Consider the following 21,244-nt stretch of genomic DNA (forward strand, 5'->3'; position numbering starts at 1 on the left):
TCCGCGGGGGCGGCAGCAGTGCCCCCGCCCATGACAACTCCGCAGCGGAGCCGACCCCATGAAAGATTTGGTGAAAGTCCTCAAATCGCAGTCTCAGTCCGACGAGTTCGACGCGATCAAGATTACCCTGGCGTCCCCGGACATGATCCGCTCCTGGTCGTTCGGCGAGGTCAAGAAGCCCGAGACCATCAACTACCGTACCTTCAAGCCGGAGCGGGACGGCCTGTTCTGCGCCAAGATCTTCGGCCCGGTGAAGGACTACGAGTGCCTGTGCGGCAAGTACAAGCGCATGAAGCACCGTGGCATCATCTGCGAGAAGTGCGGCGTCGAGGTGACCAAGGCCGCCGTGCGTCGCGAGCGCATGGGCCACATCGAGCTGGCCAGCCCGGTCGCCCATATCTGGTTCCTGAAGTCGCTACCGTCGCGCATCGGCATGTTCCTGGACATGACCCTGCGTGACATCGAGCGCGTGCTCTACTTCGAGAGCTTCGTGGTCATCGATCCGGGCATGACCACGCTGGAGCGTGGCCAGCTGCTCAACGACGAGCAGTACTTCGAGGCCCTCGAGGAGTTCGGTGACGACTTCGACGCCCGCATGGGTGCCGAGGCGGTCCAGGCGCTGCTCAAGGACATCGACATGCTCGAGGAGATCGAGCGCCTGCGCGAGGAGATTCCGCAGACCAACTCCGAGACCAAGATCAAGAAGCTCTCCAAGCGGCTCAAGCTGCTGGAGGCCTTCCAGGGCTCCGGCAACGACCCGGCGTGGATGGTCATGGAGGTGCTGCCGGTACTGCCGCCGGACCTGCGTCCGCTGGTGCCGCTGGACGGTGGTCGCTTCGCCACCTCCGACCTCAACGATCTCTATCGTCGCGTGATCAACCGCAACAACCGCCTCAAGCGGCTGCTCGACCTCAATGCGCCCGACATCATCGTGCGCAACGAGAAGCGCATGCTGCAGGAGGCGGTGGATGCGCTGCTCGACAACGGCCGTCGTGGCCGGGCCATCACCGGCTCCAACAAGCGCCCGCTGAAGTCCCTGGCCGACATGATCAAGGGCAAGCAGGGTCGCTTCCGTCAGAACCTGCTGGGCAAGCGCGTCGACTACTCCGGCCGCTCGGTCATCACCGTGGGCCCGACCCTGCGCCTGCACCAGTGTGGCCTGCCCAAGAAGATGGCGCTGGAGCTGTTCAAGCCGTTCATCTACTCCAAGCTGCAGTCGCTGGGGCATGCCTCCACGATCAAGGCCGCCAAGAAGATGGTCGAGCGCGAGACGGCGGAGGTGTGGGACATCCTCGCCGATGTCATCCGCGAGCACCCGGTGCTGCTCAACCGTGCCCCGACCCTGCACCGCCTCGGCATCCAGGCCTTCGAGCCGCTGCTGATCGAGGGCAAGGCGATCCAGCTGCACCCGCTGGTGTGTGCCGCCTACAACGCCGACTTCGACGGTGACCAGATGGCGGTCCACGTGCCGCTGACCCTGGAAGCCCAGCTCGAGGCGCGCACGCTGATGATGGCGACCAACAACGTACTGTCGCCGGCCAACGGCGAGCCGATCATCGTGCCCTCCCAGGACGTGGTGCTGGGTCTGTATTACATGACCCGCGAGAAGATCAACGCCAAGGGCGAAGGCATGGTGTTCTCCGACCTCAACGAGGTGGAGCGTGCCTTCAACACCCAGCATGTGGCGCTGCATGCCCGCATCAAGGTGCGCCTGGACGAGGTGCTGATCGACGAGGAGAGTGGCGAGAAGACCCACCAGCGCGTGCTGCGTGACACCACCGTGGGCCGTGCACTGCTGTTCCGCATCCTGCCGGAGGGCGTGCCCTTCGAGCTGGTCGACCAGCCGATGAAGAAGAAGGCGATCTCGGGCCTGCTCAACGAGGTCTATCGCCGTTCGGGCCTCAAGCCGACGGTGATCTTCGCCGACCAGCTGATGTACACCGGCTTCCGCCTGGCCACCTGGTCCGGCGCCTCCATCGGCGTCAACGACTTCGTCATCCCGGACGCCAAGGCCGAGATCGTCGAGGGCGCCGAGGAGGAGGTGAAGGAGATCGAGGACCAGTTCTCCTCGGGCCTCGTCACCGCCGGCGAGAAGTACAACAAGGTGATCGACATCTGGTCCAAGGCCAACGACAAGGTGGCCAAGGCGATGATGGCGGGCATCTCCAAGGAGACCGTGGTCGACCGCGAAGGCAAGGAGGTCGAACAGGACTCCTTCAACAGCGTGTTCATCATGGCCGACTCCGGTGCCCGGGGTAGCGCCGCCCAGATCCGTCAGCTGGCCGGCATGCGTGGCCTGATGGCCAAGCCGGACGGCTCGATCATCGAGACCCCGATCGTCGCCAACTTCCGTGAGGGCCTGAACGTACTCCAGTACTTCATCTCCACCCACGGTGCCCGTAAGGGTCTGGCGGATACCGCACTCAAGACCGCCAACTCGGGTTACCTGACCCGTCGCCTGGTCGACGTGGCCCAGGACATGGTGATCACCGAGAAGGATTGCGGCACCGAGCGTGGCCTGACCCTTCACCCGGTCATCGAGGGCGGCGACATCATCGTCTCCCTGGCCCAGCGCGTGCTGGGGCGTGTGGTCGCCCAGGACGTCATCGACCCGGCCAGCGACGAGGTGCTGATTCCGCGCGGTACGCTGCTCGACGAGAAGTGGTGCGCCGAGCTCGACACCATGGGCGTCGACGAGATCGTGGTGCGCAGCGCGATCAGCTGCCAGACCGCCCACGGCGTCTGCTCCGCCTGCTACGGCCGCGACCTTGCACGTGGCCACGAGGTCAACATCGGCGAGTCCGTGGGCGTCATCGCCGCCCAGTCCATCGGTGAGCCGGGTACCCAGCTGACCATGCGGACCTTCCACATCGGCGGCGCAGCATCGCGGGCCTCCGCGGTGGACAGCGTCCAGGTCAAGCACGGCGGCAAGGTGCGCCTGCACAACATCAAGTACGTGGAGCGTGCCGACGGCAAGCTGGTGGTGGTCTCCCGCTCCAGCGCCCTGGCCGTCGCCGACGACCATGGCCGTGAGCGCGAGTACTACAAGCTGCCCTACGGCGCCGAACTGTCGGTGCGCGATGGCGACAGCGTCGAGGCCGGCCAGGCGGTGGCCAAGTGGGACCCGCACACCCACCCCATCGTCGCCGAGGCCGAGGGTGCCGTGCAGTACGCCGACATGGACGAGGGCGTCACCATCCACCGCAGCGTGGACGAGATGACCGGCCTCTCCTCCATCGAGGTGATCGAGGCGGCGGCGCGTCCCATGGCCGGTCGCGACAAGCGCCCGATGATCCTGCTCAACGACGAGGCCGGCCAGCCGGTCACCGTCACCGGCTCCGACACCCCGGTACAGTACCCGCTGCCCGGCAAGTCGATCGTCACCGCCGACAACGGCGCGAAGATCGGTGTCGGTGAGGTGGTCGCGCGCATCCCGGTGGAGGCGTCCGGCAACAAGGACATCACCGGTGGTCTGCCGCGGGTTGCCGACCTGTTCGAGGCGCGCAAGCCCAAGGAGCCTTCGATCCTCGCCGAGATCAGCGGCGTGGTCAGCTTCGGCAAGGAGACCAAGGGCAAGCGTCGACTGACCATCACCCCGCAGGACGGCGACCCCTACGAGGCGCTGATCCCGAAGTGGCGCCAGATCGCCGTCTTCGAGGGCGAGTCGGTGGAGAAGGGCGAGGTCATCTCCGATGGCCCCAGCAACCCCCACGATATCCTGCGTCTGCTGGGTGTGGAGGAGCTGGCCAAGTACATCACCGCCGAGATCCAGGAGGTCTACCGCCTCCAGGGCGTGGGCATCAACGACAAGCACATCGAGGTGATCGTGCGTCAGATGCTGCGCAAGGTGGAGATCACCGATGCCGGTGATTCCGACTTCATTCCCGGCGACCAGGCCGAGCTGGTCCGCGTGCTCGAGCAGAATGCGCGTCTCGAGAAGGCCGACAAGTTCCCGGCCAAGTACCAGCGCGTGCTGCTGGGTATCACCAAGGCCAGCCTGGCCACCGAGTCGTTCATCTCCGCGGCCTCCTTCCAGGAGACCACGCGAGTGCTGACCGAGGCGGCGGTGACCGGCAAGCGCGACTACCTGCGCGGCCTGAAGGAAAACGTGGTGGTGGGGCGTCTGATCCCGGCCGGTACCGGCCTGACCCACCACGCCGAGCGGCGCCGCCGGCGCGATGGCGTGGTGGAGCCCGCCGCGCCCTCGGCCCACGATGTCGAGCAGGAGCTGGGCGCCCAGCTCACCGCGCTGGACTCGGACGACGACGAGATCTGACATCCACCGACCTGGGTCCGGCCGCCACGGCGGTCGGGCTTGACGGTCGGGGGCGTCAGCCAGTAGAATGCGCAGCCTTTAACAGTGGGGCGGGTGCGCCCGCACCCGCTGATGAGGCAGCGCAGTACAGGAAAGCGAGCGGCTACCTCGCTTCCGCCAAGGCAACCCATTGGAGCAATAGATGGCAACGATCAATCAGCTGGTGCGCAAGCCGCGCAAGCGCCCCGTCACCAAGAGTGACGTGCCGGCGCTGCAGGCCTGCCCGCAGAAGCGCGGCGTCTGCACCCGCGTCTACACTACCACCCCGAAGAAGCCGAACTCCGCACTGCGTAAGGTGTGCCGTGTTCGTCTGACCAACGGCTACGAGGTCTCCTCGTACATCGGTGGTGAGGGTCACAACCTCCAGGAGCACTCCGTGGTGCTGATCCGCGGCGGTCGAGTCAAGGACCTTCCCGGTGTGCGTTATCACACCGTGCGTGGCGCCCTGGACACCTCCGGCGTTCAGAACCGTAAGCAGGGCCGTTCCAAGTACGGTGCCAAGCGTCCCAAGGCCTGATCGGCCCGGATCGCGATTACACCACCAATTGATACCGGTCTGATAAGAGTAAGGTCGGGCGTCGCGGCTTCGAGAGGAGTGTGCGGGAGTCCCGGGTTTACCTGAAGGACCCTTCAACAGAGGGCTTATCATGCCTAGAAGAAGAGTTGCGGCCAAGCGCGAGATCCTGCCGGATCCCAAGTTCGGAAGCGAGCGCCTGGCGAAGTTCATGAACCACCTGATGATCGGCGGCAAGAAGTCCGTAGCTGAGCGCATCGTCTATGGTGCGCTGGACAGGGTTGCCGAGCGCAGTAACGAAGAGCCGCTGGAGATCTTCGACAAGGCGCTGGAAAGCATCCAGCCCATGGTCGAGGTGAAGTCTCGCCGCGTTGGCGGTGCGACCTATCAGGTGCCGGTCGAGGTGCGCCCGTCGCGCCGTCAGGCGCTGGCCATGCGTTGGCTGGCCGATGCGGCGCGTCGCCGTGGTGAGAAGACCATGGTGCTGCGTCTCGCCGGCGAGATGCTCGACGCCGCCGAGGGCAAGGGTTCTGCGGTCAAGAAGCGTGAAGACGTGCACCGTATGGCAGAAGCCAACAAGGCCTTCTCTCACTACCGGTTCTGATCAGCGCTTCCAAACGCATCGCCAACCAACGGGGAGTTCCACCGTGGCTCGCAAAACTCCGCTAAAACGCTATCGCAACATCGGGATCGTCGCCCACGTCGATGCCGGCAAGACCACCACGACCGAGCGCGTGCTGTTCTACACCGGTATCAACCACAAGCTGGGCGAGACCCACGAAGGTGCCTCCACCACCGACTGGATGGAGCAGGAGCAGGAGCGTGGTATCACCATCACCTCCGCTGCCGTGACCACCTTCTGGAAGGGCATGAACCACCAGTTCGATGAGCATCGCATCAATATCATCGACACCCCCGGACACGTCGACTTCACCATCGAAGTGGAGCGCTCGCTGCGCGTACTCGACGGTGCGGTAGTGGTGCTGTGCGGCTCCTCCGGTGTGCAGCCGCAGACCGAGACCGTCTGGCGTCAGGCCAACAAGTACGAAGTCCCGCGCATGGTGTTCGTCAACAAGATGGACCGCACCGGTGCCGACTACTTCATGGTCGTCGACCAGCTCAAGGATCGCCTGGGTGCCAACGCCGTGCCGATCCAGATCAACTGGGGCACCGAGGAAGACTTCAAGGGCGTCATCGACCTGATCGAGATGAAGGCCATCCTGTGGAACGAGGCCGACCTCGGCGCCACCTATGACCTGGTCGATATTCCCGCCGAGCTTCAGGAGACCGCGGAGAAGTACCGCGAGGAGATGGTCGAGGCCGCCGCCGAAGCCTCCGAAGAGCTGATGGACAAGTACCTCGAGGGCGGTGAGCTCACCAAGGAAGAGATCAAGGCCGGTCTGCGTCGTCGTACCCTCGACAACGAGATCGTGCTGGTCACCTGTGGCTCCGCGTTCAAGAACAAGGGCGTGCAGGCCGTGCTGGACGCCGTGGTCGAGTACCTGCCATCGCCCACCGAGGTCAAGGCCATCGAGGGTGAGCTGGACGACAAGGAAGGCACCGTCGAGACCCGCGAGGCGGACGACAGTGCTCCCTTCGCTGCCCTGGCGTTCAAGATCGCCACCGACCCCTTCGTCGGCACCCTGACCTTCATCCGCGTCTACTCCGGCGTCCTCAACTCCGGCGACAGCGTCTACAACTCCGTCAAGCAGAAGAAGGAGCGTGTGGGTCGTATCGTCCAGATGCACGCCAACTCCCGCGAGGAGATCAAGGAAGTGCGCGCCGGCGATATCGCCGCCTGTATCGGCCTCAAGGACGTCACCACCGGTGACACCCTGTGCGACCTGAACGACAAGATCGTTCTCGAGCGCATGGAGTTCCCGGATCCGGTCATCTCCGTGGCCGTCGAGCCGAAGTCCAAGGCCGACCAGGAGAAGATGGGTGTCGCGCTGGGCAAGCTGGCCCAGGAGGATCCCTCCTTCCAGGTGCGCACCGATGAGGAGACCGGGCAGACGATCATCTCCGGCATGGGCGAGTTGCACCTCGATATCCTCGTCGACCGCATGCGTCGCGAGTTCAAGGTCGAGGCCAACATCGGCAAGCCGCAGGTGGCCTACCGCGAGACCATTCGCGGCAAGGTGGAGCAGGAAGGCAAGTTCGTGCGCCAGTCCGGTGGTCGCGGCCAGTACGGCCACGTCTGGCTGCGCATCGAGCCGCTCACCGCGGAAGACAAGGGCGAAGATGAAGACATGCACTTCAAATTCGCTTCAGAAATCGTCGGCGGCGTGGTTCCCAAGGAATACGTGCCGGCCGTCGAGAAAGGGGCCTACGAGCAGCTGCAGAACGGTGTCATCGCGGGCTACCCGATGATCGACGTCAAGGTTACGCTGTACGATGGTTCCTACCACGACGTGGACTCCAACGAGACCGCGTTCAAGGTCGCTTCTTCCATGGCGGTCAAGGAAGGCGCCAAGAAGGCCAAGGCGGTACTGCTCGAGCCGGTGATGAAGGTCGAGGTCGTGACTCCCGAGGACTTCATGGGTGATGTCATGGGCGACCTGAACCGCCGTCGCGGTCTGGTATCAGGCATGGATGACTCGTCCATGGGCAAGATCATCCGCGCCAGGGTTCCGTTGGCTGAGATGTTCGGTTACGCGACCGATCTGCGTTCTCAGACCCAGGGACGCGCAAGCTACGTCATGGAGTTTGCGGATTACGAAGAGGCGCCGTCCAGCGTCGTTGAAGCCGTCATCAACCAAAACGGTTAACCGTTAGCTAACGTAAAGAGGTTATAGCAGTGGCTAAGGAAAAATTTGAGCGTTCCAAACCGCACGTCAACGTCGGCACCATCGGTCACGTCGACCACGGCAAGACCACTCTGACTGCGGCCCTGACCCGCGTCTCCGCCGAGGTGTTCGGTGGTGACTGGAGCGAGTTCGACGCCATCGACAACGCTCCGGAAGAGCGTGAGCGTGGTATCACCATCGCCACCTCCCACGTGGAGTACCAGTCCGAGGCGCGTCACTACGCCCACGTCGACTGCCCGGGACACGCCGACTACGTCAAGAACATGATCACCGGTGCTGCCCAGATGGACGGCGCAATCCTGGTCGTGTCCGCCGCCGACGGCCCCATGCCGCAGACCCGCGAGCACATCCTGCTGTCGCGTCAGGTCGGCGTGCCGTACATCGTCGTGTTCCTGAACAAGGCCGACATGGTCGACGACGAAGAGCTGCTCGAGCTGGTCGAGATGGAAGTTCGTGAGCTCCTCGACGAGTACGACTTCCCGGGCGACGACACCCCGATCATCACCGGTTCCGCCCTGATGGCCCTGGAAGGTAAGGACGACAACGGCATGGGTACCACCGCCGTTGCCAACCTGATCAAGGCCCTGGACGACTACATCCCGGAGCCGGAGCGTGCCATCGATCAGCCGTTCCTGATGCCGATCGAGGACGTGTTCTCTATCTCCGGTCGCGGCACCGTGGTTACCGGTCGTGTCGAGCGCGGTATCGTCAAGGCTGGCGAGGAAGTCGAGATCGTCGGTATCAAGGACACCGTCAAGACCGTCGTGACCGGCGTCGAGATGTTCCGCAAACTGCTCGACGAAGGTCGTGCCGGTGAGAACGTCGGCGCCCTGCTGCGCGGCACCAAGCGTGACGACGTCGAGCGTGGTCAGGTCCTGGCCAAGCCGGGCACCATCACCCCGCACACCAAGTTCGAGGCCGAGGTGTACGTGCTGTCCAAGGACGAGGGTGGTCGTCACACTCCGTTCTTCAAGGGCTACCGTCCGCAGTTCTACTTCCGTACCACCGACATCACCGGTACCTGTGAGCTGCCGGAAGGCGTCGAGATGGTCATGCCGGGCGACAACGTCAAGATGGTTGTCACCCTGATCGCGCCGATCGCCATGGATGACGGCCTGCGCTTCGCCATCCGCGAAGGTGGCCGCACCGTCGGCGCCGGCGTCGTGGCCAAGATCATCGAGTAAGCGTTTCGCTGCTTGAACGATCGAAGGGGGCTCCGCGAGGAGCCCCCTTCTGCGCACCGGTAACGAGTGTTTGACTCTCGTCGCCGGCGTGCCTATAATGCGCATCCTTTGAATGCGTGGGTTGACGGCTCGCGCCGTCAGAATCCATTGGAGTTAGGGCAAATGCAGAACCAGAAGATTCGCATTCGGTTGAAGGCCTTCGACCATCGCCTGATCGACCAGTCCGCCGCGGAGATTGTCGAAACCGCCAAGCGTACCGGCGCCCAGGTTCGTGGTCCGATTCCTCTGCCGACCAACCGCGAGCGCTACACCGTGCTGATCTCGCCGCACGTCAACAAGGGCGCGCGCGACCAGTACGAGATCCGCACGCACAAGCGCGTGCTCGATATCGTCGAGCCGACGGAGAAGACCGTCGATGCCCTGATGAAGCTCGATCTCGCCGCCGGCGTGGACGTGCAGATCAAGCTCGACTGATTTATCCACACTAGACACCGCGGCCCAGCGCTCGGCAACCCGTTCGAGCAGCAGCCGCCGCGCCGTGAGGCGCCACACAACGTGCTAGTGGAATGCTCTGGAAAGGGCAGCCATAGCGGGTGATAGCCCCGTACACTATAGGAGACTGAGAATGACTATCGGTTTAGTCGGCAAGAAGGCCGGGATGACCCGTGTCTTCACCGAAGATGGCGCCTCCGTGCCCGTGACCGTGATCGAGGTTGAGCCTAACCGCGTCACTCGCGTCAAGACCGTCGAGAGCGACGGCTACGCAGCGGTTCAGGTCACAACCGGCTCCCGCAAGGCCAAGCACCTGTCGAAGGCCCAGGCTGGGCAGTTCGCCAAGGCAGGTATCGAGGCCGGTCGTTCACTGATGGAGTTCCGCCTGACAGAAGGCGACGAAGCTCCGGCAGTGGGCGGCGAACTCACCGTATCCCTCTTCGAAGCTGGTCAGATTATCGATGTGACCGGCAGCTCCAAGGGCAAGGGCTTCCAGGGCGCAGTCAAGCGCTGGAACTTCCGCACCCAGGACAACAGCCACGGTAACTCCCTGTCGCACCGCGCGCCGGGTTCCATCGGCATGTGCCAGACCCCTGGGCGCGTGTTCAAGGGCAAGAAGATGGCCGGCCAGATGGGCAACGTGCGTTGCACCGTCCAGAGTCTCGAAGTCGTCCGCGTCGATGTCGAACGTAACCTGCTGCTGGTCAAGGGCGCCGTGCCCGGTGCCACCGGTAGTGACGTCATCGTGCGCAGCGCCGTGAAAGCTGGCTGAAGAGGAACTTACCGATGAATCTGAATCTTGCTGCCGGCGCCGGCACCGTCGATGTGTCCGACGCCACCTTTGGCAAAGAATTCAATGAAGCGCTCGTGCACCAGGTCGTCACCGCCTATCTGGCCGGTGGTCGTCAGGGTACCCGCGCCCAGAAGAACCGTTCCGACGTGCGTGGCGGCGGCAAGAAGCCGTGGCGTCAGAAGGGCACCGGTCGCGCTCGCGCCGGCACCATCCGCTCTCCGCTGTGGCGCAGCGGCGGCGTGACCTTTGCGGCTCGTCCCCAGGACTACACCCAGAAGGTCAACCGCAAGATGTACCGCGCGGCGATGCGCTCCATCCTCTCCGAGCTGGTGCGTCAGGATCGTCTGGTGGCCGTCGAGGAGATCACCGTCGACGCTCCCAAGACCAAGCAGCTGGTCGCCAAGCTCAACGAGCTGGGCCTGGAGAAGGTGCTGATCGTCACCGAGGAAGTCGACGAGAAGCTCTACCTGGCCGCCCGCAACATCCCCAACGTGGATGTGGTCGATGTGGCCGCCGCCGATCCGGTGAGCCTGGTCGCCTTCGACAAGGTGCTGGCCACCGTCTCCGCCCTGCGTAAATTCGAGGAGAAGCTGGCATGAACCAGGAGCGTGTATTCAAGGTGCTGCTCGGTCCGCACGTGACCGAAAAGGCCGCCATGGCTGCCGAACGCAACCAGTACGTGTTCAAGGTGGCCGGCGACGCGACCAAGCCCGAGATCAAGAAGGCCGTCGAGGCCCTGTTCGGCAAGAAGGTCGACCGCGTTCAGGCGTTGAACGTCAAGGGCAAGACCAAGCGCACCGCGCAGGGTCTGGGTCACCGCAAGGGGTATCGCAAGGCCTACGTTACGCTGGCCGCCGGCGAGACCCTTGAAGACTTCTCTGGCGCCGAATAAGGGCAGGAGTACGGATAATGGCAATCGTCAAGACCAAACCCACATCCGCCGGTCGTCGCCACCTTGTCAAGGTCGTGAACGACGAGCTGCACAAGGGTGCTCCCTATGCGCCCCTGCTCGAGAAGCAGTCGCGCAGCGGTGGACGTAACAACAACGGTCGCATCACCACCCGCCACGTGGGCGGTGGTCACCGTCAGCACTACCGGATCATCGACTTCAAGCGCACCAAGGATGGCGTTCCGGCCATCGTCGAGCGTCTTGAGTACGATCCGAACCGCAGCGCCAACATCGCGCTGCTCAAGTACCTGGACGGCGAGCGCCGCTACATCATTGCCCCAAAGGGCGTGAGTGCTGGCGACCGTCTTGAGTCCGGCGTCAACGCGGCGATCAAGAAGGGCAACGCTCTTCCGCTGCGCAATATCCCGCTGGGTTCCACCGTGCACTGCATCGAGCTCAAGCCCGGCAAGGGCGCCCAGATCGCTCGCAGCGCCGGCACCAGCGCCCAGCTGGTCGCCCGTGAAGGCAACTACGCTACCCTGCGCCTGCGCTCCGGCGAGATGCGCAAGGTGCTCAGCGAGTGCCGCGCGACCCTGGGGGAAGTGGGCAATTCAGAGCACAGCCTGCGTCAGCTTGGCAAGGCCGGTGCGAAGCGCTGGAAAGGTGTGCGTCCGACCGTTCGCGGCGTGGCCATGAACCCGGTGGATCACCCGCACGGTGGCGGTGAAGGCCGCACCAGCGGTGGTCGTCACCCGGTCTCTCCGTGGGGTATCCCCACCAAGGGCCACAAGACCCGCAAGAACAAGCGCACCGACAAGCTGATCGTTCGTCGCCGCAAGGCCAAGTAACACACTTTAAGAGGTAACGGCTGTGCCACGTTCACTGAAGAAAGGTCCCTTTATTGACCTTCATCTGTTGAAGAAGGTTGAGGCTGCAGTGGAGAAGAGCGACCGCAAACCGATCAAGACCTGGTCGCGTCGCTCCATGATCCTGCCCAACATGGTCGGGCTCACCATTGCGGTCCATAACGGTCGCCAGCACGTCCCGGTGCACGTCTCCGAGGAAATGGTTGGCCACAAGCTGGGCGAATTCGCTGCTACCCGCCTTTATCGCGGTCATGCGGCGGACAAGAAAGCCAAACGGTAAGCCAGAGAGGATTGAGAGATGGAAGTCACAGCTAAGCTGCGTGGCGCTCGTTTATCCGCCCAGAAGGCCCGTTTGGTGGCTGACCAGGTGCGCGGTAAACCGGTCGCCGAGGCACTGGACCTGCTGACCTTCTCACCGAAGAAGGCTGCCAAGCTGGTCAAGAAGGTGCTGCAGTCCGCCATCGCGAATGCGGAAGAAAATAACGGCATGGATATCGACGAGCTGCGTGTCTCGACCATCTGCGTCGATGAGGGCATGACGCTCAAGCGTATCAAGCCGCGTGCCAAGGGGCGCGCGGATCGTATCTTGAAGCGCACCTGCCACATCACCGTCAAGGTAGCCGAGAAGTAGGAGTCGACCAGATGGGTCAGAAAGTCAATCCAACAGGCATCCGCCTGGGTATCGTCAAGGACCATACCTCGGTGTGGTACGCCGAGCGCGGCGCCTATGCCGACAAGCTCAACAGCGACCTCGAGGTGCGCCGCTTCCTGGAAGAGCGTCTGAAGAACGCTTCCGTTAGCCGCATCACCATCGAGCGTCCGGCCAACAACGCCCGTATTACCATTCACACCGCCCGTCCGGGCATCGTGATCGGCAAGAAGGGCGAGGACGTTGACCGGCTGCGTCGCGAGGTCACCGCGATGATGGGCGTGCCCGTGCACGTCAACATCGAGGAAGTTCGCAAGCCCGAGCTGGACGCCATGCTCGTGGCCCAGAACATCGCTGGCCAGCTCGAGCGCCGTGTGATGTTCCGTCGTGCCATGAAGCGTTCCGTGCAGAACGCCATGCGCCTGGGCGCCGGCGGCATCAAAGTGATGCTCTCCGGTCGTCTCGGCGGCGCGGAAATCGCCCGCACCGAGTGGTATCGGGAAGGTCGTGTTCCGCTGCATACGCTGCGTGCGGACATCGACTACGCCACCTACGAGGCCAAGACCACCTACGGCATCATCGGTGTCAAGGTGTGGGTCTTCAAGGGTGAAATCCTCGGGGGCATCGAGGAGGTCCGCGCCAAGGCTAAACAGCCGCAGGCAGCGCCCTCCAAGAAGAAAGGTTCCAGGTAAGGGGAGAGCGAGTCGATGTTACAACCCAAGCGTATGAAGTTCCGCAAGATGCAGAAGGGCCGCAACCGTGGCTTGGCGCATCGCGGAAGCAAGGTCAGCTTCGGCGAATATGGCCTCAAGGCCACAGGCCGTGGCCGCATCACCGCCCGTCAGATCGAGGCCGGTCGTCGTGCGATCACCCGTCACGTCAAGCGTGGCGGCAAGATCTGGATCCGGGTGTTCCCGGACAAGCCGATCTCCAAGAAGCCCCTCGAAGTCCGTATGGGTAAGGGGAAGGGCTCCGTCGAGTACTGGGTCGCACAGATCCAGCCCGGCCGGATCCTCTACGAGATCGAAGGCGTGTCCGAGGAGCTCGCCCGCGAGGCCTTCGGCCTGGCGGCGCAGAAGTTCCCGGTCTCCACCACCTTTGTGAAACGGACGGTGATGTGATGAAAGCCCAGGAAATCCGTGAAAAGTCAGTCGATGAGCTGAACGATCAGCTCCTCGAACTCCTCCGCGAGCAGTTCAACCTGCGCATGCAGAAGGCCACCGGCCAGCTCAGCCAGACGCACTTGCTCAAGCAGGTTCGTCGGGACATCGCCCGGGTGAAGACTGTGCTCAACGAGAAGGCAGGTGACTGAGATGGCCGAAGAGAAGAAAACCCGTACGCTCACCGGCAAGGTGGTGAGCGACAAGATGGACAAGTCCATCGTCGTGATGATCGAGCGCCGTGTGCGTCATCCGATCTACGGCAAGTACGTTAAGCGCTCCACCAAGCTGCACGCCCATGACGAGGCTAACCAGGCGAAGGCCGGTGATACGGTCTCCATCCAGGAGTGCCGTCCGCTGTCCAAGACCAAGTCCTGGACGCTGGTCGAGGTGGTCGAGCAGGCCAAGGGCTAAGTCCCACACCTGCTGTCAGATTAGGTTTGGAGAAAACCGATGATTCAGACTCAGACAATGCTGGATGTCGCCGACAACAGCGGGGCGCGCCGGGTGCAGTGCATCAAGGTGCTGGGCGGTTCACACCGTCGCTACGCCCATGTTGGTGACATCATCAAGGTCACGGTGAAGGAAGCCATCCCGCGCGGCAAGGTCAAGAAGGGCCAGGTCCTCAAGGCGGTGGTGGTACGTACCCGCAGCGGTGTCCGTCGTTCCGACGGCTCGCTGATCCGCTTCGACGGAAATGCGGCTGTTCTGTTGAACAACACCAACGATCAGCCGATCGGCACCCGTATCTTCGGGCCAGTGACCCGTGAGCTTCGCAACGAGAAGTTCATGAAGATCATTTCCTTGGCGCCTGAAGTGCTGTAAGGAGCGAGGCGGTTATGCAAAAGATCAAACGTGACGATGAAGTGATCGTCATCGCCGGCAAGGACAAGGGCAAGCGTGGCACGGTGAAGCGGGTTCTCGAAAACCGCTTCGTGGTGTCCGGTGTGAACATGATCAAGCGTCACACCAAGCCCAACCCCATGGCGGGTAATCAAGGCGGTATCGTCGAGCGCGAGGCTCCGATTCACGCGTCCAACGTGGCCATCTTCAACCAGGAGACCGGAAAGGCGGATCGCGTCGGCTTCCAGGTGCAGGAAGACGGTACCAAGGTACGTATCTACAAGTCGACGCAGACGCAGATCGACGCCTAACGCGAGTCGGGTAGCAAAATGGCGAACTTGAAAGAACGTTATCAGAACGAGGTGGTGGCTCAACTCAAAGAGCAGTTCAGCTACGCCAACGTGATGCAGGTGCCACGGATCACCAAGGTGACTCTGAACATGGGCATCGGCGAAGCGACCAGCGACAAGAAGCTGATCGACAATGCCATCGGTGACCTGGAGAAGCTCTCGGGTCAGAAGCCGATGGTGACCAAGGCACGCAAGTCCATCGCGGGCTTCAAGGTGCGTGAAGGCTGGCCGATCGGGATCAAGGTGACCCTGCGCTCCGAGCGCATGTGGGACTTCCTCGATCGCCTGGTGAATATCGCGATCCCCCGCGTTCGTGACTTCCGTGGTCTCAACCCGAAGTCCTTCGACGGTCGTGGCAACTACTCGATGGGGGTGCGTGAGCAGATCATCTTTCCGGAGCTCGAGTATGATAAGATCGACCGGATTCGTGGTCTGGATGTCACCATCACCACCACCGCCAACACCGATGATGAAGGTCGTGCGCTGCTGAGCGCGCTGAACTTCCCGTTCAAGAAATAAGGGGTGGGATCATGGCAAAGAAAAGCATGGTAGAGCGTGAGCTCAAGCGCACCAAGCTGGTGGAGAAGTACGCCGCCAAGCGCAGCCAGCTCAAGGCGATCATCCAGGACGTGAACGCTTCCGACGAAGAGCGCTTCGAGGCAACGCTGAAGCTGCAGCAGCTGCCGCGTGACTCCAGCCCGGTGCGTCAGCGTAACCGCTGCCGCATCACCGGCCGTCCGCACGGCTTCTACAACAAGTTCGGCCTCGGCCGCAACAAGCTGCGTGAAGCCGCCATGCGTGGCGATGTCCCCGGGCTCAAGAAGTCCAGCTGGTAAGCCACGCAAGAATCAGGAGCGCAACGTAAATGAGCATGCAAGACACTCTGGCGGATATGTTCACCCGTATCCGCAATGCGCAGATGGCCACCAAGGAGACGGTCACCATGCCGTCCTCCCGCCTCAAGGTCGAGGTGGCCCGCGTATTGAAGGAAGAGGGTTACATCAACGACTTCGTGGTGTCCGAAAGCGCCAAGCCCGAGCTGACCGTGACCCTCAAGTACTTCGAGGGCAAGCCGGTTATCGAGCACATTCAGCGAGTTTCCAAGCCGTCCCTGCGCCAGTACAAGGGCAAGGACGCGCTGCCGAAGGTCGCCGATGGCCTGGGTATCGCTATCGTCACCACCTCCAACGGGGTGATGACCGATCGCGCGGCTCGCAAGGCCGGTGTCGGTGGCGAAGTCATCTGCACCGTATTCTAGGAGTTTGGAATGTCCCGCGTAGCCAAATATCCAGTTAAAGTGCCCGCTGGCGTCGAGATCAAGCTCGACGGTGACCAGCTGACCGCCAAGGGCGGCCAGGGCACACTGTCACTGACCATCCACCGCGATGTGGTGGTGGGTCAGGAAGAGGGTCAGCTGACCTTCGCTCCCAGCGAGTCTGCCAAGAGCTGGGCCATGGCCGGTACTACCCGTGCCCTGGTTCAGAACCTGGTGACCGGCGTGAGCGAAGGCTTCACCCGATCCCTCGAAATCATCGGCGTCGGTTATCGTGCCCAGGCCAAGGGCCAGACGCTCAATCTGTCACTGGGCTTCTCGCACCCGGTCGAGTACACACTGCCTGAGGGTGTCACGGCGGAAACGCCGAAGAACACCCAGATCGTGCTGAAGAGCGCGGACAAGCAGGCGCTCGGCCAGGTCGCCGCGGAAATCCGCGCCTTCCGTCCGCCCGAGCCCTACAAGGGCAAGGGTGTCAGGTACGCCGACGAGCAGGTGCGTCGCAAAGAAGCCAAGAAGAAGTAAGGCAGGGTTATGAACGCGAAGAAAGAATCTCGTCTCCGTCGTGCCCGCCGCGCTCGCGCCAAGATCCGCGAGCTGGGCGTGTATCGCCTGTGCGTCAACCGTACCCCGCGTCACATCTACGCGCAGATCATCTCGCCGGATGGTGGCAAGGTCCTGGCCAGCGCTTCCACGCTGGACAAGGATCTGCGCGAGGGTGCGACCGGCAACGCCGACGCCGCCGCCAAGGTTGGCGCGCTGATTGCCGAGCGCGCCAAGGAAGCGGGCATCACCCAGGTAGCCTTCGACCGCGCCGGTTTCAAGTACCACGGCCGCGTCAAGGCCCTGGCCGACGCCGCTCGTGAAGGCGGCCTGGAATTCTAAAGGGTTTTACGATGGCGAAGAACGAACAGCAAAGCGGCGACCTCCAGGAGAAACTGGTTCAGGTCAACCGTGTTGCCAAGGTGGTCAAGGGTGGCCGTATCTTCGGTTTCACCGCCCTGACCGTCGTGGGTGACGGCAAGGGTCGTGTCGGCTTCGGCCGCGGCAAGGCGCGTGAAGTGCCGGTCGCGATCCAGAAGGCGATGGACCAGGCGCGTCGCAACATGGTCAAGGTGCACCTCTCCGGCGGCACCCTGCAGTACCCGGTCAAGGCCCGTCACGGCGCCTCCAAGGTGTACATGCAGCCCGCCTCCGAGGGTACCGGCATCATCGCCGGCGGCGCCATGCGCTCCGTGCTGGAGCTGGCCGGTGTCCATGACGTGCTGGCCAAGTGCTACGGCTCCACCAATCCGGTGAACGTGGTGCGGGCGACCGTCAGGGGCCTGACCGCCATGCAGTCGCCGGAAGACATCGCCGCCAAGCGCGGTATGCCTGTCGAAGCGATCACGGGGTGAGCACCATGGCAGCAACGATCAAGGTTACCCAGACCCGCAGCACCATCGGCGTGTTGGCCAAGCACAAGGCCACCATTCAGGGCCTCGGCCTGCGTCGCATCGGTCATACGGTTGAACTGGAAGATACCCCCGCCGTGCGCGGCATGATTCACAAGGTCAACTACCTTGTGCGCGTTGAGGGAGAGTAATCCATGAAACTCAATAGCCTGAGCCCGGCACCGGGCTCCAAGCACGCCGAGAAGCGCGTCGGTCGTGGCATCGGCTCCGGTCTGGGCAAGACCGGTGGCCGTGGTCACAAGGGCCAGAAGTCGCGCAGCGGCGGCAGCGTCAAGCCCGGCTTCGAGGGCGGTCAGATGCCGCTGCAGCGGCGTCTGCCGAAGTTCGGCTTCACCTCCGCGAAGTCGCTGGTCTCCGAGGAAGTGCGCCTGGCCGAACTGGCCAAGGTTGCCGGTGACGAGGTCACCCTCGAGACCCTCAAGCAGGCCAACGTGCTGAAGGACGCCACGCTGCATGCGAAGGTGATCCTCTCCGGCGATCTGAACAAGGCGGTTACCGTCCGCGGCCTCAAGGTCACCCAGGGTGCCCGTGCCGCGATCGAAGCCGCCGGTGGCAAGGTAGAGGACTAAATGGCGAAGTCAGGAAAAATGCCGGCGATGGGCAGCGGTCTGGGTGAACTGTGGGCGCGTCTGCGCTTCGTGCTCCTCGCCTTGGTGGTGTACCGCATCGGTGCCCACATCCCCGTGCCCGGTATGAATCCTGACCAGCTCGCTGCCTTGTTCAGGGAGCAGCAGGGCACCATCCTCGGCATGTTCAACATGTTCTCGGGTGGCGCCCTGGAGCGCATGAGCATCTTCGCCCTGGGCATCATGCCCTACATCTCGGCGTCGATCATCATGCAGCTGCTGACCGCGGTCTCGCCCCATCTTGAACAGCTCAAGAAGGAAGGCGAGGCCGGGCGACGCAAGATCAGCCAGTATACCCGCTACGGTACCGTGGCCCTGGCCCTGGTCCAGGCCACCGGCATGTCGGTGGGCCTGGCGAGCCAGGGCATCGCCTATACGGCCGACTTCAGCTTCTATTTCACCGCCATCGTCACCTTCGTGGGTGGTGCGGTGTTCCTGATGTGGCTGGGGGAGCAGATCACCGAGAAGGGGATCGGCAACGGCATCTCGCTGCTGATCTTCGCCGGTATCGTGGCGGGCCTGCCCGGCGCCGTCGGCCAGGCCTTCGAGCTGGCCCGCAACGAAGGGGCGTGGAACGTCCTGCCGCTGCTGGCTCTCAGTGTCCTGGGCGTGGCCACAGTGGCCTTCGTGGTGTTCATCGAGCGCGGCCAGCGCCGCATCACCGTGAACTACCCGCGTCGTCAGGTCGGCAACAAGATGTACGCCGGCCAGAGTAGTTACCTGCCGCTGAAGGTAAATATGGCGGGTGTCATTCCCCCCATCTTCGCCTCCAGTATCCTGCTCTTCCCGGCATCGCTGGGTCAGTGGGTGGGTGCCGGTGACGGCCTCGACTGGCTGCAGCGTGCGTCCCAGGCCCTCGGCCCGGGGCAGCCGCTGTACATCTTGCTTTTTGCCGCGGCGGTGGTATTCTTCTGCTTCTTTTACACAGCGCTGGTCTTCAATCCCAAGGATGTGGCCGACAACCTCAAGAAGTCGGGTGCCTTCCTGCCGGGGATTCGTCCTGGTGAGCAGACCGCTCGCTACGTCGACAAGGTCATGACGCGTCTGACCCTGTTCGGCGCCTTGTACATCACTGCGGTTTCCCTGATGCCCCAGTTCCTGATCGTGGCCTGGAACGTGCCGTTCTTTTTCGGCGGTACCTCGCTGCTGATCGTGGTGGTGGTCATCATGGACTTCATGGGTCAGGTGCAGTCGCACCTCATGTCGCATCAGTACGAGTCGGTGATGAAGAAGTCCAACCTGAAAGGCTACGGCGGCGGCGGCATCATGCGCTGAGGCGCCGCCCGTCGAACTGGCGCGTTGCGGTCCGCAGGGGTCGCCTCGCTAGCCGACTTTGGAGATGGAACGATGAAAGTTCGAGCTTCCGTGAAGAAAATGTGCCGCAACTGCAAGATCATTCGTCGCAATGGCGCCGTCCGCGTCATCTGCACGGAGCCGCGGCACAAGCAGCGCCAGGGCTGATACCTGGTACTGCACTGAACCGGGTGCCGGCATGCCCCTTGCCCTCTGCAGGGTGAAGGGGTATGCTGTTGCGCCTTTTGTAGTAGACCCAACGAGCAAGCCGCTCACATATTCGGAGTAAGCTGATGGCCCGTATTGCAGGCGTCAATATCCCGGACAACAAGCATGCGGCGATCTCGCTGACCTATATCTTCGGGATTGGCCGCACTCGTGCACAGGATATCTGTGCCGCGTCCGGCATCGCGCCGACCACCAAGATCCAGGAACTGTCATCTGAAGAGATCGACACCCTGCGTTCCGAGGTTGGCAAGTACACCGTTGAGGGTGACCTTCGTCGTGATGTGACGCTGAATATCAAGCGTCTCATGGACCTGGGTTGCTACCGTGGTCTGCGTCATCGTCGTGGTCTTCCGCTGCGTGGTCAGCGTACCAAGACCAATGCGCGTACCCGCAAGGGCCCGCGCAAGCCGATCCGCAAATAACACGCACGTTCTGGCGTAAAGACAGGAAGAATCATCAACATGGCTAACCCGCGTAGCAATCGCAAGAAGGTTAAAAAGCAGGTGGTGGATGCCGTTGCGCATATCCACGCCTCTTTTAACAACACGATCATTACGATCACAGACCGCCAGGGCAATGCCCTTTCCTGGGCAACTGCCGGTGGTTCGGGTTTTCGTGGTTCTCGCAAGAGCACCCCGTTCGCTGCTCAAGTAGCAAGCGAGCGTGCAGCGACCGCTGCAGCCGAGTATGGTGTGAAAAACGTCGACGTGCTGGTCAAGGGCCCCGGTCCTGGCCGTGAATCCGCCGTGCGCGCTCTGAACGCCGCCGGCTTCCGCGTGCAGAGCATCATTGACGCGACGCCCATTCCCCACAATGGCTGCCGTCCGCCGAAGAAACGCCGCGTTTAAGGAGACAGATTCATGGCTCGTTACATTGGACCGAAGTGCAAACTGTCTCGTCGTGAGGGGACCGACCTCTTCCTGAAGAGCGGTGTCACTCCCTTCGAGAAGAAGTGCAAATCCGAGCAGATTCCGGGTGTGCACGGCCAGCGCCGTCAGCGTATTTCCGAATACGGCTTGCAGCTTCGCGAGAAGCAGAAAGTGCGCCGCATGTATGGCGTACTCGAGAAGCAGTTCCGCAACTACTACAAGGAAGCGGCCCGTCTCAAGGGCGCGACCGGCGAGGTGTTGCTGCAGCTTCTCGAATCCCGACTGGACAACGTCGTCTACCGCATGGGCTACGGCTCGACCCGCTCCGAGGCTCGGCAGCTGGTCAGCCACAAGGCCATCGCCGTGAACGGCAAGACCGTCAACGTGGCTTCCTACCAGGTAAAGCCCGGTGATGTGGTCTCCGTTCGCGAGAAGGCGAAGAATCAGGCGCGCATCCAGAACGCCCTGGCCCTGGCCGCCAACCGCGGCGACGTGGCCTGGATCGAGGTCGATGCCAAGAAGATGGAAGGCACCTTCAAGGCGCTGCCCGAGCGTGGCGACCTGACTGCCGACATCAACGAGGCCCTGATCGTCGAGCTGTACTCCAAGTAAGCGCTGCTAGCGCCCGGCTCCTTCACG

Annotated in this window: 31 protein-coding genes; all 31 read left to right on the forward strand. The window is 62.8% G+C overall.

The window, feature by feature from the left end; genetic code table 11:
- The first annotated feature begins 58 nt into the window (after positions 1-58).
- The 31 genes from rpoC to rpsD all read left to right on the forward strand — a co-directional run bounded on the left by rpoC (position 59) and on the right by rpsD (position 21,217).
- The gene (gene rpoC, locus ACJ7IV_RS01835) at positions 59-4,276 is read left to right on the forward strand and encodes a DNA-directed RNA polymerase subunit beta' (protein WP_483865534.1); all 4,218 of its coding nucleotides are present in this window, start codon (positions 59-61) and stop codon (positions 4,274-4,276) included.
- Between the two features lie 181 nt (positions 4,277-4,457).
- A complete protein-coding gene (gene rpsL / locus ACJ7IV_RS01840; RefSeq protein ID WP_161430173.1) occupies positions 4,458-4,832 on the forward strand; it encodes a 30S ribosomal protein S12 in 375 nt (124 codons plus the stop codon).
- A 130-nt stretch (positions 4,833-4,962) separates the two neighbouring features.
- Positions 4,963-5,433 (forward strand): 30S ribosomal protein S7, encoded by a 471-nt coding sequence (rpsG, locus tag ACJ7IV_RS01845; RefSeq protein ID WP_161430174.1) that lies wholly within the window; start codon positions 4,963-4,965, stop codon positions 5,431-5,433.
- Positions 5,434-5,476: 43 nt separating this feature from the next.
- Entirely contained in the window at positions 5,477-7,597 is a 2,121-nt protein-coding gene (gene fusA, locus ACJ7IV_RS01850) for an elongation factor G (RefSeq protein WP_483865535.1), read from the forward strand.
- Between the two features lie 29 nt (positions 7,598-7,626).
- A complete protein-coding gene (gene tuf, locus ACJ7IV_RS01855; RefSeq protein WP_232913067.1) occupies positions 7,627-8,820 on the forward strand; it encodes an elongation factor Tu in 1,194 nt (397 codons plus the stop codon).
- 162 nt (positions 8,821-8,982) lie between these two features.
- Positions 8,983-9,294: a 30S ribosomal protein S10 gene (gene rpsJ, locus ACJ7IV_RS01860; protein ID WP_483865536.1), complete on the forward strand. Its 312-nt coding sequence runs from the start codon at positions 8,983-8,985 to the stop codon at positions 9,292-9,294.
- 151 nt (positions 9,295-9,445) lie between these two features.
- A complete protein-coding gene (gene rplC / locus ACJ7IV_RS01865; protein WP_483865537.1) occupies positions 9,446-10,084 on the forward strand; it encodes a 50S ribosomal protein L3 in 639 nt (212 codons plus the stop codon).
- A 14-nt stretch (positions 10,085-10,098) separates the two neighbouring features.
- Positions 10,099-10,704: a 50S ribosomal protein L4 gene (gene rplD / locus ACJ7IV_RS01870; RefSeq protein ID WP_232913069.1), complete on the forward strand. Its 606-nt coding sequence runs from the start codon at positions 10,099-10,101 to the stop codon at positions 10,702-10,704.
- Positions 10,701-10,997 (forward strand): 50S ribosomal protein L23, encoded by a 297-nt coding sequence (gene rplW, locus ACJ7IV_RS01875; protein WP_027962352.1) that lies wholly within the window; start codon positions 10,701-10,703, stop codon positions 10,995-10,997. Before rplD ends, rplW begins: the two co-directional genes overlap by 4 nt.
- Before the next feature lie 17 nt (positions 10,998-11,014).
- Positions 11,015-11,842, forward strand: coding sequence for a 50S ribosomal protein L2 (gene rplB, locus ACJ7IV_RS01880; RefSeq protein ID WP_161430179.1), 828 nt, complete (start codon positions 11,015-11,017; stop codon positions 11,840-11,842).
- A 22-nt stretch (positions 11,843-11,864) separates the two neighbouring features.
- A complete protein-coding gene (gene rpsS, locus ACJ7IV_RS01885; RefSeq protein WP_084286553.1) occupies positions 11,865-12,140 on the forward strand; it encodes a 30S ribosomal protein S19 in 276 nt (91 codons plus the stop codon).
- An 18-nt stretch (positions 12,141-12,158) separates the two neighbouring features.
- Complete coding sequence (gene rplV / locus ACJ7IV_RS01890; protein WP_010626471.1) at positions 12,159-12,491, forward strand: 50S ribosomal protein L22; 333 nt, start codon at positions 12,159-12,161, stop codon at positions 12,489-12,491.
- Between the two features lie 11 nt (positions 12,492-12,502).
- Positions 12,503-13,201 (forward strand): 30S ribosomal protein S3, encoded by a 699-nt coding sequence (gene rpsC, locus ACJ7IV_RS01895; RefSeq protein ID WP_161430180.1) that lies wholly within the window; start codon positions 12,503-12,505, stop codon positions 13,199-13,201.
- A 15-nt stretch (positions 13,202-13,216) separates the two neighbouring features.
- Complete coding sequence (gene rplP, locus ACJ7IV_RS01900; RefSeq protein ID WP_023007545.1) at positions 13,217-13,630, forward strand: 50S ribosomal protein L16; 414 nt, start codon at positions 13,217-13,219, stop codon at positions 13,628-13,630.
- Positions 13,630-13,821, forward strand: a complete 192-nt coding sequence (gene rpmC / locus ACJ7IV_RS01905) for a 50S ribosomal protein L29 (protein WP_023007544.1) — start codon at positions 13,630-13,632, stop codon at positions 13,819-13,821. The genes rplP and rpmC overlap by 1 nt, the downstream gene beginning before the upstream one ends.
- A 1-nt stretch (position 13,822) precedes the next feature.
- A complete protein-coding gene (gene rpsQ, locus ACJ7IV_RS01910) occupies positions 13,823-14,083 on the forward strand; it encodes a 30S ribosomal protein S17 (RefSeq protein ID WP_023007543.1) in 261 nt (86 codons plus the stop codon).
- 39 nt (positions 14,084-14,122) lie between these two features.
- Positions 14,123-14,494: a 50S ribosomal protein L14 gene (gene rplN / locus ACJ7IV_RS01915; RefSeq protein WP_027962358.1), complete on the forward strand. Its 372-nt coding sequence runs from the start codon at positions 14,123-14,125 to the stop codon at positions 14,492-14,494.
- Positions 14,495-14,508: 14 nt separating this feature from the next.
- Positions 14,509-14,823, forward strand: coding sequence for a 50S ribosomal protein L24 (rplX, locus tag ACJ7IV_RS01920; RefSeq protein ID WP_161430182.1), 315 nt, complete (start codon positions 14,509-14,511; stop codon positions 14,821-14,823).
- Positions 14,824-14,841: 18 nt separating this feature from the next.
- On the forward strand, positions 14,842-15,381 hold the full coding sequence (rplE, locus tag ACJ7IV_RS01925) for a 50S ribosomal protein L5 (protein ID WP_161430183.1): 540 nt from the start codon (positions 14,842-14,844) through the stop codon (positions 15,379-15,381).
- An 11-nt stretch (positions 15,382-15,392) separates the two neighbouring features.
- Positions 15,393-15,698, forward strand: coding sequence for a 30S ribosomal protein S14 (rpsN, locus tag ACJ7IV_RS01930; RefSeq protein ID WP_161430184.1), 306 nt, complete (start codon positions 15,393-15,395; stop codon positions 15,696-15,698).
- Between the two features lie 29 nt (positions 15,699-15,727).
- Complete coding sequence (gene rpsH / locus ACJ7IV_RS01935; protein ID WP_213312000.1) at positions 15,728-16,120, forward strand: 30S ribosomal protein S8; 393 nt, start codon at positions 15,728-15,730, stop codon at positions 16,118-16,120.
- Positions 16,121-16,129: 9 nt separating this feature from the next.
- Positions 16,130-16,660, forward strand: a complete 531-nt coding sequence (gene rplF / locus ACJ7IV_RS01940; protein ID WP_161430186.1) for a 50S ribosomal protein L6 — start codon at positions 16,130-16,132, stop codon at positions 16,658-16,660.
- 9 nt (positions 16,661-16,669) lie between these two features.
- Positions 16,670-17,020 (forward strand): 50S ribosomal protein L18, encoded by a 351-nt coding sequence (gene rplR / locus ACJ7IV_RS01945; RefSeq protein ID WP_161430187.1) that lies wholly within the window; start codon positions 16,670-16,672, stop codon positions 17,018-17,020.
- An 11-nt stretch (positions 17,021-17,031) separates the two neighbouring features.
- Complete coding sequence (rpsE, locus tag ACJ7IV_RS01950) at positions 17,032-17,532, forward strand: 30S ribosomal protein S5 (protein WP_213311999.1); 501 nt, start codon at positions 17,032-17,034, stop codon at positions 17,530-17,532.
- A gap of 5 nt (positions 17,533-17,537) precedes the next feature.
- Positions 17,538-17,720: a 50S ribosomal protein L30 gene (rpmD, locus tag ACJ7IV_RS01955; protein ID WP_132044109.1), complete on the forward strand. Its 183-nt coding sequence runs from the start codon at positions 17,538-17,540 to the stop codon at positions 17,718-17,720.
- A gap of 3 nt (positions 17,721-17,723) precedes the next feature.
- Positions 17,724-18,158, forward strand: a complete 435-nt coding sequence (gene rplO, locus ACJ7IV_RS01960) for a 50S ribosomal protein L15 (protein WP_161430189.1) — start codon at positions 17,724-17,726, stop codon at positions 18,156-18,158.
- Positions 18,159-19,490 (forward strand): preprotein translocase subunit SecY, encoded by a 1,332-nt coding sequence (gene secY / locus ACJ7IV_RS01965; RefSeq protein WP_483865538.1) that lies wholly within the window; start codon positions 18,159-18,161, stop codon positions 19,488-19,490.
- 72 nt (positions 19,491-19,562) lie between these two features.
- Positions 19,563-19,676 carry a 50S ribosomal protein L36 gene (gene rpmJ / locus ACJ7IV_RS01970; RefSeq protein ID WP_031384759.1) on the forward strand — a complete coding sequence of 38 codons (114 nt, stop codon included), beginning with the start codon at positions 19,563-19,565 and terminating at the stop codon, positions 19,674-19,676.
- Between the two features lie 125 nt (positions 19,677-19,801).
- On the forward strand, positions 19,802-20,158 hold the full coding sequence (rpsM, locus tag ACJ7IV_RS01975; RefSeq protein ID WP_161430190.1) for a 30S ribosomal protein S13: 357 nt from the start codon (positions 19,802-19,804) through the stop codon (positions 20,156-20,158).
- 39 nt (positions 20,159-20,197) lie between these two features.
- Positions 20,198-20,584, forward strand: a complete 387-nt coding sequence (gene rpsK, locus ACJ7IV_RS01980; protein WP_132044117.1) for a 30S ribosomal protein S11 — start codon at positions 20,198-20,200, stop codon at positions 20,582-20,584.
- Between the two features lie 12 nt (positions 20,585-20,596).
- Positions 20,597-21,217, forward strand: coding sequence for a 30S ribosomal protein S4 (rpsD, locus tag ACJ7IV_RS01985; protein ID WP_132044119.1), 621 nt, complete (start codon positions 20,597-20,599; stop codon positions 21,215-21,217).
- Positions 21,218-21,244 lie beyond the last annotated feature (27 nt).

This window comes from Halomonas sp. C10-5 (assembly GCF_057169305.1).